Origin of the sequence: Tepidimonas thermarum, assembly GCF_007556705.1 — a bacterium.
In the GTDB taxonomy this organism is placed as follows: Bacteria; Pseudomonadota; Gammaproteobacteria; order Burkholderiales; family Burkholderiaceae_C; genus Tepidimonas; species Tepidimonas thermarum.
Map to the genome: position 1 here is coordinate 1 of NZ_VJOL01000012.1, position 17,500 is coordinate 17,500.

Consider the following 17,500-nt stretch of genomic DNA (forward strand, 5'->3'; position numbering starts at 1 on the left):
AGCAAGATCGCATAAGCGGCTTCCAAGGGGTTGGTTTCGACTCGTATTGCCATGAGGGTTACACTCCTTTCTCGAAGTCATGGCGTCAGACCCACCCTCGCGCTGTCTGCTGGGCGGGGAGCGTAGGCGCGTAGCGCCGGAGATCCCCGCCCAGCAGACAACCGGCAAAATGGAATTTACAGAAAGAACGATACACAACTAATTCAGGCCTACCGCAAGACGCCCGTGGGCCAACTGCCCTACGGCTTGCAAAAGCGCGTGGACCTGGGCCGCGCCCTGGCCATGGAGCCGCAGGTGCTGCTGCTGGACGAGCCGATGGCGGGCATGAACGTCGAGGAAAAGCAGGACATGTGCCGCTTCATCCTCGACGTCAACGACGAATTCGGCACCACCATCGTGCTCATCGAACACGACATGGGCGTGGTGATGGACATCTCCGACCGCGTGGTGGTGCTGGACTACGGCAAAAAGATCGGCGACGGCACGCCCGATGAGGTGCGCAACAACGAAGACGTCATCCGCGCCTACCTGGGCACCAGCCACTAAAAGGAGCCACGACGATGGGATTTTTCCTCGAAACGCTGTTCGGCGGCCTCATGGCCGGCATGTTGTATTCGCTGGTGGCGCTTGGCTTCGTGCTGATCTTCAAGGCCTCGGGCGTGTTCAATTTCGCCCAGGGTGCGATGGTGCTGTTTGCGGCCCTGGCGATGGCGCGCTTTTCGGAGTGGTTCCCGCAATGGTTCGGTTTTGAGAGCCTGCTGCTGGCCAACCTGTTGGCGTTTGCGGCCGCAGCGGCCCTGATGTTCGTCGTTGCCTGGCTGGTGGAAGCGCTGGTGCTGCGGCACTTGGTCAACCAGGAGGGCGCCACGTTGCTCATGGCGACGCTGGGCATCACCTATTTCCTCGACGGCCTGGGACAGACGCTGTTTGGCAGCGACATCTACCAGATCAACATCGGCATGCCCAAGGACCCGATTTTCGTCCTGGAGGGCATGTTCGAAGGCGGCATCCTGCTCAACCAGGAGGACCTGATCGCCGCCGGCATTGCCGCGCTGCTGGTGGCGGCGCTGTCGCTGTTCTTCCAAAAAACCAGCACCGGCCGCGCCCTGCGCGCGGTGGCCGACGACCACCAGGCCGCGCAATCCATCGGCATCCCGCTCAACCGCATCTGGGTCATCGTGTGGTGCGTGGCGGGCGTGGTCGCGCTGGTGGCCGGGATGATCTGGGGCTCCAAGCTCGGCGTGCAGTTTTCGCTGACCACGGTGGCGCTGCGCGCGCTGCCGGTCATCATCCTGGGCGGTCTGACCTCCGTGCCCGGCGCGATCGTTGGCGGGCTCATCATCGGCGTCGGCGAAAAGCTCTCCGAGGTCTACATCGGGCCGCTGGTCGGGGGCGGTATCGAAATCTGGTTTGCGTACGTGGTGGCCCTCGTCGTCCTGCTGTTTCGCCCGCAGGGTCTGTTCGGCGAAAAAATCATCGACCGCGTGTGAGGTAAACGACCATGTTCTACAGAGAAAACGGCCAGTTCAAAACCAGCTACCACGCGGACCAGCAAATCTTTCCCATCGCGCAGGACCGCTGGGCCATCCTCGCGCTCGTGGCGTTTGCCTTCATCGGTGTGCCGCTGCTGGCTGACGAGTACCTGTTTCGCGCCATCCTGATCCCGTTTTTGATCCTGTCGCTGGCCGCCATCGGGGTCAACATCCTGGTGGGCTACTGCGGCCAGATTTCGCTGGGCTCCGGCGCCTTCATGGCGGTGGGCGCGTACATGGCCTACAACGCCTTCGTGCGCCTCGAGGGCATGCCGCTGATCGTCGCGCTGCTCATCGGCGGGCTGTGCGCCACGATCGTGGGGATGTTTTTTGGCATTCCCAGCCTGCGCGTCAAGGGCTTGTACCTGGCCGTGGCGACGCTGGCGGCGCAGTTCTTTTGCGACTGGGCGTTTTTGCGCATCGGCTGGTTCACCAACAACAACCCCTCGGGCTCGGTCTCGGTGTCCAACCTCAGCGTGTTGGGCTGGCGCATCGACAGCCCGGTCGAAAAATACCTGTTCTGCCTGGGCTTTGTCGTGGTCTTTGGCCTGCTGGCCAAAAACCTGGTGCGCAGCGCCATCGGACGCGAGTGGATGGCCATCCGCGACATGGACGTGGCTGCGGCCGTGATCGGCATCCGCCCGATGTACGCCAAGCTCAGCGCCTTTGCCGTGAGCTCCTTCATCATCGGCGTGGCCGGCGCGCTGTGGGGCTTCGTGCACCTGGGCTCGTGGGAACCGGCGGCGTTCAGCGTGGACCGCTCGTTTCAGCTGCTGTTCATGGTCATCATCGGTGGGCTGGGCTCCATCATGGGCAGCTTCTTCGGCGCTGCGTTCATCGTCATCCTGCCCATCTTCCTGAACCAGTTCCTGCCCTGGCTGGGCGGGTTGTTCGGGATTGACGTCTCCACCGCCACGGTGTCCCATGTCGAGTACATGGTGTTTGGCGCGCTGATCGTGTGGTTCCTGATCGTGGAGCCGCACGGCCTGGCCAAGCTGTGGAGTGTGGGCAAGCAAAAACTGCGCATTTGGCCTTTCCCGCACTGAGCCAGTGTTTTCCACCCCGTGCTTCACCCTAGAGGAGACCAACCATGAAGCAACGTCCCACCCTGCTGGCCGCCGCCGCGGCCGCCGCCGTGCTCTCGAGCACCCTGGTCGGTGCGCCTGCCCACGCGCAGGCCAAGCCACAGGCCAAACCGCAGGCGACCACGCAAGCCATAGAGCAGTTCTTCCCCGTGCTGGTGTACCGCACCGGTGCTTATGCCCCTAACGGGGTGCCATGGGCCAACGGGTTTGTGGACTACCTCAAGCTCACCAACGCGCGCGGCGGCATCAACGGTGTCAAGATCGTCTGGGAAGAGTGCGAAACCGGCTACGCCACCGACCGTGGCGTCGAGTGCTACGAGCGCCTCAAGGGCAAGAATGGTGGCGCCACGATGTTCCAACCCCTGTCCACCGGCATCACCTTCGCGCTGACCGAAAAGGCGCCCGTGGACAAAATTCCGCTCATCACCGCCGGCTACGGCCGCAGCGAATCGCAGGATGGCGGTGTGTTCAAGTGGAACTTCCCGCTGGCGGGCACCTACTGGGTGGCCGGGGACGTGCTCATCCAGCACATCGCCAAGAAAGAAGGCGGCTTCGACAAGCTCAAGGGCAAAAAGATTGCGCTGGTCTACCACGACAGCCCCTTCGGCAAGGAAGCGATCCCGATCCTGCAGGAGCGCGCGGCCATGCATGGCTTCCAGGTGCTGCTGCTGCCGGTGCCCCACCCCGGCGTGGAGCAGAAGTCCACCTGGCTGCAAATTCGCCAACAGCGCCCCGACTATGTGCTCAACTGGGGCTGGGGCGTGATGAACTCCACCCTGCTCAAGGAGGCGCAGGCGGTGGGCTACCCGCGTGAGAAGATCTACGGCGTCTGGTGGGCCGGCGCCGAGCCCGATGTCAAAGACATTGGCATGGGCGCCAAGGGCTACAACGCCATCACCATGCAGCACGGTGCGGAACCGAACGCGCCCTTCGTCAAGGAAATCCTGGAGAAGGTGCACGCCAAGGGTCAGGGCACGGGTCCGAAGGAGGAGGTCGGCTCGGTGCTGTACGTGCGCGGGGCGATGAGCGCGATGCTCGCCGTCGAGGGGGTGCGCGCCGCGCAGGAGCGCTTTGGCAAGGGCAAGGTCATGACCGGCGAGCAGGTGCGCTGGGGCTTGGAAAACCTCAACCTCACGCAGGCCAAGCTCGACGCCCTGGGCTTCAAGGGCGTGATGCGGCCGATCTCGACGAGCTGCCAGGACCACATGGGCGCGGCCTGGGCGCGCATCCACACGTGGGATGGCACCAAGTGGGAGTTCACCAGCGACTGGTACCAGGCGGACGAGCAAATCCTCAAGCCGATGGTGCGCGCCGCGGCCGACAAGTACGCCGCCGAGAAGAAGCTGCAACGCCGCACGCCGCAGGACTGCCAGTCCTGATGGCCCTGGCAGGGGTCGGTCGGCCCGCGCCGACCACCCCGCAGCGGGGGCAGGCACTCCGCGGCCCCCGCCACCACCCGCCAGCGTCGGTCCGCGGCGCTGACGCGTGGTGCCTGCGCACCCAGCCACGTTACCGAGGTCACCCCATGACGACACCCGCACCCGTCCTCACCGTCAACGGCATCGAGGTCATCTACAACCACGTCATCCTCGTGCTCAAGGGCGTCTCGCTGCAGCTCGCCGAGGGCCAGATCGCCGCCATCCTGGGCGGCAACGGCGCCGGCAAGACCACCACCTTGCGCGCCATCTCCAACCTGCTCAAGGGCGAGCGCGGCGAAGTCACCAAGGGCTCGATCGAGCTGCGCGGCGAGCGCATCGAGAACCTCACGCCCGCCGACCTCGTCAAGCGCGGCGTGGTGCAGGTGATGGAAGGGCGCCACTGCTTTGCCCACCTGACGATCGAGGAAAACCTGCTGACCGGCGCCTACACGCGCAAGGACAAAGGTGAAATCGCCGCCAATCTGGAGAAGGTCTACACCTACTTCCCGCGCCTCAAGACACGTCGCACCAGCCAGGCGGCCTACACCTCCGGCGGTGAGCAGCAGATGTGCGCCATCGGCCGCGCGCTCATGGCCAACCCCAGTGTCGTGCTGCTCGACGAGCCGTCGATGGGCCTGGCGCCACAGATCGTCGAGGAAGTGTTCGAGATCGTCAAGGACCTCAACCAAAAGGAAAAGGTCAGCTTCCTGATCGCCGAACAAAACACCAACATGGCCCTGCGCTACGCCAACTACGGCTACATCATGGAGTCGGGCCGTATCGTGATGGACGGTGCCGCCGAGGAGCTGCGCAACAACGAGGACGTCAAGGAGTTCTACCTGGGCATGGGCGGCGGCGAGCGCAAGAGCTTCCGCGACGTCAAGAGCTACAAGCGCCGCAAGCGCTGGCTGGCCTGAGCGCCGCCCCGAACCCGCACCCTCCAGCCCCGCTGACCACCCGCCATGCCTGCCCACCACGATTCCCTGGAAACCCGCACCCCGGCCGAACGCGAGGCCGCCCTCTTGGCGGCCCTCCCTGGCCTCATCGCGCATGCGCGCGCACACAGCAGCGCCTGGGCCGAGCGCCTGGCCGACGTCGATCCCGCCAGCGTCACCTCGCGCGCGGCGCTGGCACGCCTGCCCGTGCTGCGCAAGCACGATCTGATGCAGCGCCAACTGGCCGCGCGGCAGGCCGGTGGCGACCCGTTTGGCGGCTTGGCGACGATCGGCTGGCGCGGCCTGGTGCACGCGCGCGGCGCGCGGCGCGTTTTTCAGTCGCCCGGCCCCATCTACGAGCCCGAGGGTCAGGGCAACGATTACTGGCGCAGCGCACGCGCGCTGACCGCCGCCGGCTTCGAGCCCGGCGACCTGATCCACAACGCCTTCAGCTACCACCTCACCCCCGGCGCCTGGATCATGGAAGCCGGCGCGCAGGCCATCGGTTGCACGGTATTCCCTGGCGGTGTCGGCAACACCGAGCAGCAACTCGCCGCCATCCTCGATCTGCAACCGGTGGGCTACACCGGCACCCCCAGCTTTTTGCGCATCCTGGTGGAAAAGGCCGAGGCGGCCGGCGTGGCGCTGCCCATCCGCAAGGCGCTGGTGTCGGGCGAGGCCTTCCCGCCCAGCCTGCGCGACTGGCTGGCCGAGCGCGGCATTGCCGCTTACCAGGCCTATGCCACCGCCGATGTCGGGCTGATTGCCTACGAAACCCCCGCGCGCGAGGGCCTGGTCGTCGACGAGGGGGTGATCGTGGAAATCGTGCGCCCCGGCACCGACGACCCCGTGCCCGACGGCGAAGTCGGCGAAGTGGTGGTGACCGTGCTCAATCCCGACTACCCGCTCATCCGCTTTGGCACGGGCGATTTGTCGGCGGTGTTGCCCGGCCCGTGCCCGACGGGCCGCACCAACACCCGCATCCGCGGCTGGCTGGGGCGTGCCGATCAAACCACCAAGATCAAGGGCATGTTCGTGCACCCGTCCCAAGTGGCCGAGGTGCTGCGCCGCCACCCCGAGGCGCGACGCGCACGGCTGGTGGTCACGGGGCGCATGGCCGATGACCGGATGGCGCTGCGGGTCGAAACCGACACCCCCTCGGAGCACTTGCAGCAGGCGCTGCAAGCCTCGCTGCGCGAGGTGACCAAGCTCGGCGGTCAGGTCGAGTTGCTGGCGCCGGGCAGTCTGCCCAACGATGGCAAGGTGATCGAGGACGCGCGCACCTACGACTGAGCCCCCCGCGGCCGTTGCCGCGATGCGACATCGACCGGGGGCGGGGCGGCGCGCGGTCCGCACTCGGCGCACAATAGCGGCCTCGCCACTTCACCGGCCGCACTTTGGCGCATCGCAACACCGCTCCCCCCAAGGGGTCCCAACTGGCCGCCCTGACGCTGGGCGCCCTGGGTGTCGTCTACGGTGACATCGGCACCAGCCCGCTGTACGCGCTCAAGGAGGTCTTTGCCTACAGCGGGCTGCCCGTCTTGCCGGAGAACATCCTGGGCATTTTGTCCCTGGTGTTCTGGACGCTGACGGTCATCGTCTCGCTCAAGTACGTGACCCTGATCCTGCGCGCCGACAACAACGGCGAGGGCGGCCTGGTGGCCATGCTGGCGTTGGCGTCGATGGCGGTGGAGCACCGGCCGCGGCTGCGCCGCGCCTTGCTGCTGCTGGGCATTTTCGGCACCGCCATCTTCTTTGGTGACGGCATCATCACCCCGGCGATTTCGGTGCTGTCGGCGGTGGAGGGGCTGGAGGTCGCAGCCCCGGGGTTGGAGCCGTTCGTGGTGCCGATCACCCTGGTGGTGCTGACCGCGCTGTTTGCGGTGCAAAAGCAGGGCACGGGCAGCGTCGGCAAGCTCTTTGGCCCCATCACCGCGCTGTGGTTTGGCGTGCTGGCGCTGCTGGGCATCGGGCACGTGCTGCACAACCCCGCGGTGCTGCAGGCGGTGTTGCCCCAGTACGCCCTGCGGTTCGTCATCGACAACCCCGGGCTGGCGTTTGCCTCGCTGGGGGCGATCGTGCTGTGCGTCACCGGGGCCGAGGCGCTCTATGCCGACCTGGGGCACTTTGGCAAGCGGCCCATCCGCCTGGCCTGGTTTGGCCTGGTCATGCCCGCGTTGGTGTTGAATTACTTTGGCCAGGGGGCCATGCTGCTGCAACACCCGGAAAACGTCGGCAACCCGTTTTTCGAGATGGCGCCGACCTGGGCCTTGTATCCCTTGATCGGTCTGGCCACGTGCGCCACGGTCATCGCCTCCCAAGCGCTGATCTCGGCCGCCTACTCGGTAACCAAACAAGTGGTGCAACTGGGCTACCTGCCGCGTCAGCGCGTCTTGCACACCTCGGTGCGCGACACCGGGCAAATCTACCTGCCCGCGGTCAATTGGGCGCTCTACATCGGCATCGTCGGCGCGGTGCTGCTGTTTCGCTCCAGCAGCGCGCTGGCCTCGGCCTATGGCATCGCCGTCACCATCGACATGCTGATCACGACGGTCATGACCTTCTTCGTGATCCGCTACGCCTGGCGCTACCCGTGGCTGCTGTGCGTGGCGGCCACCGGGGTCTTCCTCATCGTCGATGGGTTGTTCTTCGCCGCCAATGCGCTCAAAGTCCTCAACGGCGGCTGGTTCCCGCTGGCCATCGGCGGGGCGATGTTTGGCCTCATGACCACGTGGCAGCGCGGGCGGCAGCTGCTCGCCGAGCGCATGCGCGACGAATCGATCGAACTCAAGGCGTTTCTCGATTCGGTGTTTCTGAGCCCACCCACGCGGGTGCCCGGCACCGCCGTATTCCTCAACGCCGACCCCCACGCGACGCCCAACGCGCTGCTGCACAACCTCAAGCACAACAAGGTGCTGCACGAGACCAATGTTTTCGTCTCGGTGCGCCACCACGAGGTACCCTGGATCGGCTTTGACAAGCGGGCCGAGGTGGAACCCCTGGGCCGCGACTGCTGGCGCGTGGTGCTGCACTTTGGCTTCAAAAACGATCCCGACGTGCCCGAAGCCCTCAAACTGCTGCGCGGACGCGGCATCCAGTTCGATGAGATGGACACCTCGTACTTCCTGTCGCGCGAGATCGTGCTGCCCATGGGCGGCGGCGGCATGGCCCGCTGGCGCGAAAAGCTTTTTGCCGGCCTGCACCGCAACGCGGCGTCCGCCGCCGACTTTTTGCATTTGCCGGCCAACCGCGTGGTGGAGCTCGGCGCCCAAGTCACCCTCTGACGGGGGCAGGCGTCGATCCCCCGCTGCCGGCGCAGCGCCCACGGGGGTGTGGTTTCCCCCATGGCGCGCGCACACGCTCCGCACTAGGATGGCGCTGCTTGAACTGGCAAACAGGAGTTTCCGACCGATGAAAGCCCTCGTCGTTCTGAGTCTGGCGGCCGTGGCCGTGACCGCGCACGCGCAGTCGTTCCCCAGCAAGCCGATCACCATCGTCGTGCCGTTTGCGGCCGGCGGCCCCACCGACACCGTCGCGCGCCAGCTCGCCGAGTCCATGCGCAAGCACCTGGGCAACGCCACCATCGTGGTGGACAACGCCGCCGGGGCGGGCGGCACGATCGGCGCCAACAAGGTGGCACGCGCTGCGCCAGACGGCCACACGCTGCTGGTGTGGCACATCGGCATGGCGGCCACACCAGCGCTCTACCGCAAGCTGCCGTACAAGCCGCTGGAGGATTTCGAGTACCTCGGCGTCATCAACGACGTGCCGATGACGCTGGTGGGCAAGCCGCAGCTGCCGGCCAACACCTACCGCGACTTTGAAAACTACATCCGCGCCAATCAGGGCAAGCTCAACCTGGGCCACGCCGGTCTCGGCTCCGCGTCCCACCTGTGCGGCCTGATGTGGCAATACGCGGTCAAGCTCGACAAATCGATGACCACCATCGCCTACCGCGGCACCGCGCCGGCCATGAACGATCTGATCGGCGGCACCATCGACGTGATGTGTGACCAAACCACCAACACCACCCAGCAAATCGAAGCGGGTCGCATCAAGGCCTTCGCGGTGACGACCGCCAAGCCGCTGTCGGATCACCCGATACTCAAGCACTACCCGTCGTTGCAGGAAATGGGGTTGAAGGATTTCAACCTCACCATCTGGCACGCCATGTACGCGCCCAAGGGCACCCCCGCGCCGGTGCTCAAGCAGCTCAACGACGCGCTGCGCGCCGCCTTGGCGGATCCGGAATTCCAGCAGCGGCAAAAGGCGCTGGGCGCCATCGTGGCGTCACCCACCGACAAGCGCACCACGCCTGACGGGCACAAGGCGTTCGTGGCCAGCGAAATCACCAAAATCAAGGCGGTGGTGGACGCCGCCGGCCAGTACGCCGACTGATCCCCGACGGATCGTCTGCTGAACGCCGCTCCCCGCCTGCCGCAAGGGGCAGTGGAGGGACTCACCCGCGCCTGAGCCCCGACCTTGGCACCGCCGCGTGGCGCACGCGGCTTAGACGCCCCACACCACCTCGCACTGCTCGCGCTGGCAGTGCTGCAGCATCTCGATGAAGGGCGCCACCCGGGTGCGCAGCGGCACCCGCTCTTCGGGTGGCACCGGCGGCTCCTCGCCCCGCGCTTGGGCTTCTTGCCGCTGGCGCTCGGCCTCGGCCTCTTCCGCCGCCACCGCGGCGCGCAGGGCTTCGATGGCCGCCGGCATCTGCTCGGGCAGGATGATGCCCGGCGCCGCGGGATCCTTGCCCAGGATCTCGAGAACACGTCGCCCGGTGGGTTCGAGCATCACCACATCGCCGCTGGCTTTGGACTTGAATCGGTACAGCATCGGCACGCTCCTGACGAGGGTCATGGGGGGCATGCTATCGCCCCCCGTCACATTCTGAAGGCACCGGCGCGCCGGGCCAACGCCGGCCGAGCCGCCCACCTTGACCCGGATCAAAGGATCGGGGCTAGGGTTTCCCCGCTGCCCGCGAAGCGCTGTTCGGGTGGCGGCGCTGGTCGAAGCCCGCGCGCGGGTGGAAATCGTGGTTACGGCGGTGGCGCCTCCAGCAGCGCCGTGATCATCAGATTGCGCTGCGCCCGCAACAGGGCGCGCTCCGCCGGCCCCAGCACCGACAGCGCCGCCGCCGGCCCGTCGGCGTGAATCCAGCCCAGCCACCGCTCCCCCTTCCACAAGGGGAGCATCAGCACCGCGGTGCGCGGCGCCAGGCGGCTGCGGTACCACAGCGGCAACCGGTTGAACAGGCGGGGAACGAACGGGTCTGCGATCCAACTGTCTTGCCGCAGGCGTCCGAGCGCCGCCAGCAAATCGCCCGTCCCGTGGGCGCCGTTGGCTAGGGCCACCCGGTACACGGCTGCCAGCGCGCGCGCCCCTTCGCCCAGGCTGAGCCGCGCCGCGGCGACGCCGTCCGCCCCCGGGGTCACCAACCACATCCGCTGCAGCCCCAGCGCCAGGTGCAGGCTCTCCAGACCCAGGTCCAAGCGCACCGCGGCAGCGTTTCCGTCGAGCAGCGCGGCCGTGGCGTCCTGCAAGCCCTGCGCCAAGCCCAACAACAACGCCGGGCTGTCCGCCGGTGCCTCCTGCGCACGCGCGGGCTCGGCAGGCGGCACCTGCTCAGTGCCGGGGGTGGCCACGGTGTCAGCGCCCGCATCGGCGGCTGCGCGGGGCGGCGGCGTCTGGCCGCCACCCAGCCATGCGGCCCAATCGGCCGTCTGCAGGCTGGGCATCAACCCCACCGCCTGCGCCGTCACCAGAAAGCGCTGCCGGGCCTGGCCCGCCGCGTCCTTGAGGGCCTGCGGCGGCTGCCCCACCAAATGGCTGTAGCGGTTCGCCAACCGATCCATGGCGTCCGCATCGCCCGTGGCCGCGCCGCGCACCCAGCCGTCCGCCACATCGGTGCCCGCGGCCGCCACCCAGCGCACCCACTCCGCCCGGTCCTGAGGGGGACGCGCCGGCACCGGTCCCGTCGGCCGCTCCGTGGTGCGGCGCAGCACGTCCGGCAGTCCCCATTCCTGCGCAACCGCCAGTGCCAAGCTGTCGTAGCTCACGCCCAAATGGCGCACAACCGCGGCGTGTTCACGCGCGGGATCGCCCTGCGCCTCGGCGTGGATGCGCTCGGCTTCCTCCGGGAAGAAACACACCGCGAGCAAGCGCCCCAAACCCTGGAACAGCGCAGCCAGAAACACCTCCTCGCGCTCCGGCCCGGTGCCACAAAGATCTGCGGCCACGTTGGCCGCCAGCAGCGCGCGCGCATACGCTTCGCACACCCGCTGCGCCTGGGGGGAGCCTTCCCAGCGCTCGAGCAACACCAGACTCGACGCAATGTTGCTGACCGCCGACAGACCGAGGAGGCTGATGGCCCGCGAAACCGTCGAGGCCCCACCGCGGTTGGCCACATAAGGCGCAGAATTGACCACCCGCAACAACTTTTGCGTCAGCGCTACGTCCTTGAGGACTTCGTCCGCCAACCGGTGCAGGTTTTCCTTGTCGTCGCGGGCCAGCTGCTGCACCCGCTGCACCTGCGCGGACAGCGCCGGAAAATCCGCATTGGCGCGCAGCCGCCCCAGCAGCGCCGCCAACCGGGGGTGATCCGCTCCCATGCGTGGGTATTTTGCCAACCGGCTGCACCGAATCCGCCTCAGGCGGACTCGTGGGCGCGCAGCACCGTATCGATCAAGCGCCCCGCGATCTGACCAATCGCCACACTGGCCGGGCACCCGGGTGTGTGCAGCATCAGCAGTTGCCGGCGCATGATGGCCTCTTTGACGGCCTTGTCCACGGGGATGTCGCCCATGTGCACCAGGCGGACCGCAGGCGGCCGTCCCGCGGCGGCCTGGCCCGCCCCTGCGCCGACGAAGCGGTTGAGCACGGTTTGCAGTTGCGCGGTGATCGCCCGTCCGTCGCCCGGACGCACGGCCTGGTTCACGATCAAGCGGATGAGTTGCCGCCGCTGCTGTGTGGCCAACACCTTGATCGTCGCGTAGGCATCGGTTAGCGACGTCGGCTCGGGCGTGGCGATCAGCAAGATTTCACTGGCCAGCGACAGCGCAAACAGCACGACGTCCGAAATGCCTGCCCCGGTGTCGAGCAGCACCACATCGTAGCGCGGCACCACCTCGCCCATCAGGCGCAAAAAGTCTTCCCGCACCTCCGGCGTCAGGCGGGAATATTCCACCATGCCCGACCCCGCCAACAGCACCGAAAACCCGCCCGGCGCCTTGACGATGGCGTCGTCGAGCGCGCACTTGCCGGTAAACACGTCGTGCAGCGTCAGTTTCGGGTAGAGGTTGAGCACCACGTCCAGATTGGCCAGCCCCAGATCGGCGTCCAACACCAGCACCCGCAGCCCGCGCCGCGTCAGAGCCGCAGCCAGGTTCGCCGACACAAAAGTCTTGCCCACGCCGCCCTTGCCACTGGTGACCGCGATCACACGGCCCTTGCTCGGGCGCAGCAATACGCCGCTGCTGGCGACGTCTTGGGGCGGCGGAGAAGTCACGGGTTGGTTCATGGTGCTGTTCGTCGTCGGACTGTCAGACCGCGTCGGCGGCGTCGATCATATAGCCGCTGGCGTCGTGCCACGCGAACAACAGATCCTTTTCTTCGGGGCTGACCTCGTTCACCGGGACCGGTTCGATGCACACCCGGTTGCGGCCCTGGCGCTTGGCTTCGTAGAGCTGGCGATCCGCCCGCTCCATCCAATGCTCGACCGAGGAACGCACCCAGGCCGGCGAATAGGCCCCGCCGATGCTGACCGTAACCTGCAGTGTCGCCTGCCCATCGGGCAGGGGCATCACGGTCGCCGCGACAGCAGCGCGCAGCCGCTCGGCCAGCAGCGCGCCAAAGGTGGGCCCACAGTGGGGAAAGACGACGCCAAACTCTTCGCCGCCCAGCCGCGCCACCGTGTCCATCGGACGCACCTGCTCGCTGAGCAGCCGCGCCACGGCGCGCAGCACCGCGTCGCCCGCCAGATGGCCGTAGCGGTCGTTGACCGATTTGAAGTGGTCGATGTCGATCATCAGCAACAGCGCCATCTCGCCCGCGCGGCTGGAGCGGTCCAGCTCCTGTGTGAGCCGACCCAGGAACGCGCGCCGGTTGGGCAAACCTGTCAACGGGTCGCGCGCGCTCAGTTCGCACAGCCCATCGATGATCGCCTGAATCTCGGTCCAATCGTTCGCGCTGGCCGGCGGCGGCAACGCCACGCCGGCCTCGCGCAGCAAGGCTCGGGCATGGTCTAAACGCAGGGCTTGCGGGTTCATGGGAGCGTCGCGCGCGGCGCCATACGAGCCGCCGCCATCTGCGACGCAGTATAGCCGCAGCCCGCGCCGCTGCGCGGTCCTCAGGCGCCCCGTGGCCAGCGCAGCGCACGCGGCGCGCAGCGCGCCACCGACGACCCGATCGCGGCGATGTGCTCCGGTGTGGTCCCGCAACAACCACCCACGATGTTGACCAGCCCCTCCGCGGCAAAGGCGTGCAACAGCCGCGCGGTATCCGCGGGCGTCTCGTCAAAGCCTGTCTCGCTCATCGGGTTGGGCAGGCCGGCATTGGGATAGCAGCTGATGTACGTACCCTCGGCCACCCGCGCCAACTCCTGGATGTACGGCTTCATCAGCGCCGCGCCAAGCGCACAATTCAGGCCCACGGCGAGCGGCTGCGCGTGCCGCACGCTGGCCCAAAACGCCGTGACCGTCTGCCCGCTGAGCAGCCGGCCGGATGCGTCGGTCACCGTGCCACTGATCATGATCGGCAGCCGCTCACCGCTGTCGTCGAACACCCGCTCGATGGCAAACAGCGCCGCCTTGGCGTTGAGCGTGTCGAAGATGGTTTCGACCAGCAGCACATCCACACCGCCTTCGACCAGCGCGGCGGCCTGCTCGTAGTAGGCCTGCTGCAGCTCGTCGAACGTGATGTTGCGCGCTCCTGGGTCGTTGACGTCCGGGCTGATGCTGGCCGTGCGCGGCGTCGGCCCCAACGCGCCCGCGACGAAACGGGGGCGCTGCGCCGTGGCGTAGCGGTCACACGCCTGCCGCGCCAGTCGGGCGGCCTCGCGGTTCATCTCCGCCGCCCAGGCTTGCAAGCCATAGTCGGCCTGGGCCACGGTGGTCGCGCCAAACGTGTTGGTCTCGATGATGTCGGCCCCCGCGGCCAAATACCCTTCGTGGATCTGCTGGATCACATCGGGGCGGGTCAGTGTGAGCAGATCGTTGTTGCCCTTGAGGTCGCCCGGGTGATCGGCGAACCGCGGATCCGCCGCACGCCCCCCGTATCCCGCACCGCGGTACTGCGCTTCATCGAGCCGAAAGCGTTGGATCATCGTGCCCATGGCACCGTCGATGAGCACGATGCGCTCGGCCAAAAGCGCCGCCAGCGCCTGGCCCCGGGTATAACGCGTGTCGATCGTCATGGTCACCGTTCGATTATGGCGCGGTCGTGCGACCGCCTTCGGTATCCACAAAAGCAAAACCCCAGAAACGTCGGGAGACGCTTCTGGGGTTGCGCGATATAACCGCCTGACGATGACCTACTTTCACACGCGTGCTGCGCACTATCATCGGCGCGAAGGCGTTTCACTGTCCTGTTCGGGATGGGAAGGAGTGGGACCACCTTGCTATGGTCGTCAGGCATAACCGGTTGGGGCTGCTGCTTGTGTGGCAGCAGCCGCTCACAGAGTTCGAATCAGTGCGTGGGATTTGCGCCCAAGCCACCATGGTGTCGGGCGAGGGTCAAAGACGGTGTCAACGCGCTGTGGCGCTGCACCACGTGCTGCTGTTGTCTTTTGCTTGGCACGCCTGGCGTGCAAAGCTATAGGGTCAAGCCTCACGGGCCATTAGTACTGGTTAGCTCAATGCATTGCTGCACTTCCACACCCAGCCTATCAACGTCGTGGTCTACGACGACCCTTCAGGGGGGTCGAGCCCCCAGGCAGATCTCATCTTGGGACGAGTTTCCCGCTTAGATGCTTTCAGCGGTTATCTCTTCCGCACATAGCTACCCGGCGATGCCACTGGCGTGACAACCGGTACACCAGAGGTGCGTCCACTCCGGTCCTCTCGTACTAGGAGCAGGCTCCCTCAAATCTGCAGCGCCCACGGAAGATAGGGACCAAACTGTCTCACGACGTTTTAAACCCAGCTCACGTACCTCTTTAAATGGCGAACAGCCATACCCTTGGGACCGGCTACAGCCCCAGGATGAGATGAGCCGACATCGAGGTGCCAAACACCGCCGTCGATATGAACTCTTGGGCGGTATCAGCCTGTTATCCCCAGAGTACCTTTTATCCGTTGAGCGATGGCCCTTCCATACAGAACCACCGGATCACTTAGACCTGCTTTCGCACCTGCTCGACTTGTCAGTCTCGCAGTCAAGCACGCTTATGCCTATGCACTACCAGCACGATGTCCGACCGTGCCTAGCGTACCTTCGTGCTCCTCCGTTACGCTTTGGGAGGAGACCGCCCCAGTCAAACTGCCTACCATGCACTGTCCCCAACCCCGATTCAGGGGCCCAGGTTAGAACCTCAAACGCACCAGGGTGGTATTTCAACGTCGGCTCCACGGCACCTGGCGGCACCGCTTCACAGCCTCCCACCTATCCTACACAGATCCGTTCAAAGTCCAATACAAAGCTACAGTAAAGGTTCATGGGGTCTTTCCGTCTTTCCGCGGGGAGATTGCATCATCACAAACATTTCAACTTCGCTGAGTCTCGGGAGGAGACAGTGTGGCCATCGTTACGCCATTCGTGCAGGTCGGAACTTACCCGACAAGGAATTTCGCTACCTTAGGACCGTTATAGTTACGGCCGCCGTTTACCGGGACTTCGATCAAGAGCTTGCACCCCATCACTTAATCTTCCGGCACCGGGCAGGCGTCACACCCTATACGTCCACTTTCGTGTTTGCAGAGTGCTGTGTTTTTAGTAAACAGTCGCAGCCACCTATTTTTTGCAACCCATTTGCGCTTCGATGTTCTCTACACGCTACTAGGGCACACCTTATCCCGAAGTTACGGTGTCAATTTGCCGAGTTCCTTCTCCCGAGTTCTCTCAAGCGCCTGAGTATACTCATCTCGCGCACCAGTGTCGGTTTGCGGTACGGTCAGCTGCAAGCTGAAGCTTAGTGGCTTTTCCTGGGACCCCATTCGGTCACTTCGCGAGCAAGCTCGCTCGATCGACAGCCTCGGTATATGACGGGCGGATTTGCCTACCCATCGCCTACTTCTGCCTAAACCGGCACTTCCAACCGCCGGATGACCTAGCTTGATCCGTCCCCACATCGCACTTGCAGCCGGTGCAGGAATGTTGACCTGCTTCCCATCAGCTACGCATCTCTGCCTCGCCTTAGGGGCCGACTCACCCTACGCCGATGAACGTTGCGTAGGAAACCTTGCGCTTACGGCGAGCGGGCTTTTCACCCGCTTTAACGCTACTCATGTCAGCATTCGCACTTCCGATACCTCCAGCAGCCCTCACGAGCCACCTTCACAGGCCTACGGAACGCTCTCCTACCATGCGTGTTGCCACGCATCCGCAGCTTCGGTAACCGGCTTGAGCCCCGTTACATCTTCCGCGCAGGACGACTCGATCAGTGAGCTATTACGCTTTCTTTAAATGATGGCTGCTTCTAAGCCAACATCCTGACTGTTTTAGCCTTCCCACTTCGTTTCCCACTTAGCCGGTTTTAGGGACCTTAGCTGGCGGTCTGGGTTGTTTCCCTCTCGTGTCCGGACGTTAGCACCCGGTGCACTGTCTCCCACGCTCATGCTCTTCGGTATTCGGAGTTTGCCTTGGTTTGGTAAGTCGCCATGACCCCCTAGCCAAAACAGTGCTCTACCCCCGAAGGCAATACGTGAGGCACTACCTAAATAGTTTTCGGAGAGAACCAGCTATTTCCAGGTTTGTTTAGCCTTTCACCCCTATCCACAGCTCATCCCCTGCTTTTGCAACAGCAGTGGGTTCGGACCTCCAGCACCTGTTACGGTACCTTCATCCTGGCCATGGATAGATCACCTGGTTTCGGGTCTACACCCAGCGACTCAAACGCCCTGTTCGGACTCGGTTTCCCTGCGCCTTCCCTACTCGGTTAAGCTTGCCACTGAATGTAAGTCGCTGACCCATTATACAAAAGGTACGCCGTCACCCCAAAGGGCTCCGACTTTTTGTAAGCATGCGGTTTCAGGTTCTATTTCACTCCCCTCCCGGGGTTCTTTTCGCCTTTCCCTCACGGTACTGGTTCACTATCGGTCGATGATGAGTATTTAGCCTTGGAGGATGGTCCCCCCATCTTCAGACAGGATTTCACGTGTCCCGCCCTACTTGTCGCGCGCTTAGTTCCACCACCAACTTTTTCCATACGGGGCTATCACCCTCTGCGGCCGGCCTTTCCAGACCGTTCTGATAAGTCGATGGCTAAATCGCGCAGGCTCCTCCGATTTCGCTCGCCACTACTTTCGGAATCTCGGTTGATGTCTTTTCCTCGAGCTACTGAGATGTTTCAGTTCGCCCGGTTCGCCTCAACA

General features: G+C 65.1%; 12 protein-coding genes, 2 rRNA genes and 1 pseudogene (1 of these 15 cut by a window edge). 8 read left to right on the forward strand and 7 right to left on the reverse strand.

The window, feature by feature from the left end; all coding sequences use genetic code 11:
• Window positions 1-201: 201 nt before the first annotated feature.
• The 8 genes and pseudogenes from Tther_RS04555 to Tther_RS04590 all read left to right on the forward strand — a co-directional run.
• A pseudogene (locus Tther_RS04555) lies at window positions 202-546 on the forward strand (ABC transporter ATP-binding protein); the annotation flags it as partial.
• A 14-nt stretch (window positions 547-560) separates the two neighbouring features.
• The gene (locus tag Tther_RS04560) at window positions 561-1,490 is read left to right on the forward strand and encodes a branched-chain amino acid ABC transporter permease (protein ID WP_143901385.1); all 930 of its coding nucleotides are present in this window, start codon (window positions 561-563) and stop codon (window positions 1,488-1,490) included.
• Between the two features lie 11 nt (window positions 1,491-1,501).
• On the forward strand, window positions 1,502-2,578 hold the full coding sequence (locus Tther_RS04565) for a branched-chain amino acid ABC transporter permease (protein WP_143901386.1): 1,077 nt from the start codon (window positions 1,502-1,504) through the stop codon (window positions 2,576-2,578).
• Window positions 2,579-2,622: 44 nt separating this feature from the next.
• Window positions 2,623-3,996: an ABC transporter substrate-binding protein gene (locus tag Tther_RS04570; protein ID WP_143901387.1), complete on the forward strand. Its 1,374-nt coding sequence runs from the start codon at window positions 2,623-2,625 to the stop codon at window positions 3,994-3,996.
• Window positions 3,997-4,142: 146 nt separating this feature from the next.
• Window positions 4,143-4,952, forward strand: a complete 810-nt coding sequence (locus Tther_RS04575) for an ABC transporter ATP-binding protein (RefSeq protein ID WP_143901389.1) — start codon at window positions 4,143-4,145, stop codon at window positions 4,950-4,952.
• A gap of 45 nt (window positions 4,953-4,997) precedes the next feature.
• Window positions 4,998-6,263, forward strand: coding sequence for a phenylacetate--CoA ligase family protein (locus Tther_RS04580; protein WP_143901391.1), 1,266 nt, complete (start codon window positions 4,998-5,000; stop codon window positions 6,261-6,263).
• 104 nt (window positions 6,264-6,367) lie between these two features.
• Window positions 6,368-8,254 (forward strand): potassium transporter Kup, encoded by a 1,887-nt coding sequence (locus tag Tther_RS04585; protein ID WP_143901393.1) that lies wholly within the window; start codon window positions 6,368-6,370, stop codon window positions 8,252-8,254.
• Window positions 8,255-8,381: 127 nt separating this feature from the next.
• Entirely contained in the window at window positions 8,382-9,368 is a 987-nt protein-coding gene (locus tag Tther_RS04590) for a tripartite tricarboxylate transporter substrate-binding protein (protein ID WP_143901395.1), read from the forward strand.
• A gap of 111 nt (window positions 9,369-9,479) precedes the next feature.
• Here the strand turns inward: Tther_RS04590 and Tther_RS04595 are convergent, their stop codons facing one another.
• The 7 genes from Tther_RS04595 to Tther_RS04630 form a co-directional block, all read right to left on the reverse strand.
• Window positions 9,480-9,809, reverse strand: coding sequence for a DUF1840 domain-containing protein (locus Tther_RS04595; RefSeq protein ID WP_143901396.1), 330 nt, complete (start codon window positions 9,807-9,809; stop codon window positions 9,480-9,482).
• Between the two features lie 203 nt (window positions 9,810-10,012).
• Entirely contained in the window at window positions 10,013-11,584 is a 1,572-nt protein-coding gene (locus Tther_RS04605) for an HDOD domain-containing protein (RefSeq protein ID WP_143901398.1), read from the reverse strand.
• Window positions 11,585-11,622: 38 nt separating this feature from the next.
• A complete protein-coding gene (locus tag Tther_RS04610; protein WP_143901400.1) occupies window positions 11,623-12,492 on the reverse strand; it encodes a MinD/ParA family protein in 870 nt (289 codons plus the stop codon).
• A gap of 22 nt (window positions 12,493-12,514) precedes the next feature.
• The gene (locus Tther_RS04615) at window positions 12,515-13,240 is read right to left on the reverse strand and encodes a GGDEF domain-containing protein (protein ID WP_143901402.1); all 726 of its coding nucleotides are present in this window, start codon (window positions 13,238-13,240) and stop codon (window positions 12,515-12,517) included.
• Window positions 13,241-13,320: 80 nt separating this feature from the next.
• Complete coding sequence (locus Tther_RS04620) at window positions 13,321-14,385, reverse strand: homocysteine S-methyltransferase family protein (RefSeq protein ID WP_143901404.1); 1,065 nt, start codon at window positions 14,383-14,385, stop codon at window positions 13,321-13,323.
• A 104-nt stretch (window positions 14,386-14,489) separates the two neighbouring features.
• A 5S ribosomal RNA gene (gene rrf / locus Tther_RS04625) occupies window positions 14,490-14,603 on the reverse strand.
• Between the two features lie 184 nt (window positions 14,604-14,787).
• Window positions 14,788-17,500: ribosomal RNA gene (locus tag Tther_RS04630) — 23S ribosomal RNA — on the reverse strand; it runs 164 nt beyond the window's last position.

What these genes read in the sequence shown, in the direction of transcription:
- Tther_RS04570 (WP_143901387.1), top strand. Translation starts at nt 2,623, where the DNA reads ATGAAGCAACGTCCCACCCTGCTGGCCGCCGCCGCGGCCGCCGCCGTG.
- Tther_RS04615 (WP_143901402.1), bottom strand. Translation starts at nt 13,240, where the DNA reads ATGAACCCGCAAGCCCTGCGTTTAGACCATGCCCGAGCCTTGCTGCGC.
- Tther_RS04610 (WP_143901400.1), bottom strand. Translation starts at nt 12,492, where the DNA reads ATGAACCAACCCGTGACTTCTCCGCCGCCCCAAGACGTCGCCAGCAGC.
- Tther_RS04575 (WP_143901389.1), top strand. Translation starts at nt 4,143, where the DNA reads ATGACGACACCCGCACCCGTCCTCACCGTCAACGGCATCGAGGTCATC.
- Tther_RS04605 (WP_143901398.1), bottom strand. Translation starts at nt 11,584, where the DNA reads ATGGGAGCGGATCACCCCCGGTTGGCGGCGCTGCTGGGGCGGCTGCGC.
- Tther_RS04565 (WP_143901386.1), top strand. Translation starts at nt 1,502, where the DNA reads ATGTTCTACAGAGAAAACGGCCAGTTCAAAACCAGCTACCACGCGGAC.
- Tther_RS04590 (WP_143901395.1), top strand. Translation starts at nt 8,382, where the DNA reads ATGAAAGCCCTCGTCGTTCTGAGTCTGGCGGCCGTGGCCGTGACCGCG.
- Tther_RS04620 (WP_143901404.1), bottom strand. Translation starts at nt 14,385, where the DNA reads ATGACGATCGACACGCGTTATACCCGGGGCCAGGCGCTGGCGGCGCTT.
- Tther_RS04580 (WP_143901391.1), top strand. Translation starts at nt 4,998, where the DNA reads ATGCCTGCCCACCACGATTCCCTGGAAACCCGCACCCCGGCCGAACGC.
- Tther_RS04560 (WP_143901385.1), top strand. Translation starts at nt 561, where the DNA reads ATGGGATTTTTCCTCGAAACGCTGTTCGGCGGCCTCATGGCCGGCATG.
- Tther_RS04595 (WP_143901396.1), bottom strand. Translation starts at nt 9,809, where the DNA reads ATGCTGTACCGATTCAAGTCCAAAGCCAGCGGCGATGTGGTGATGCTC.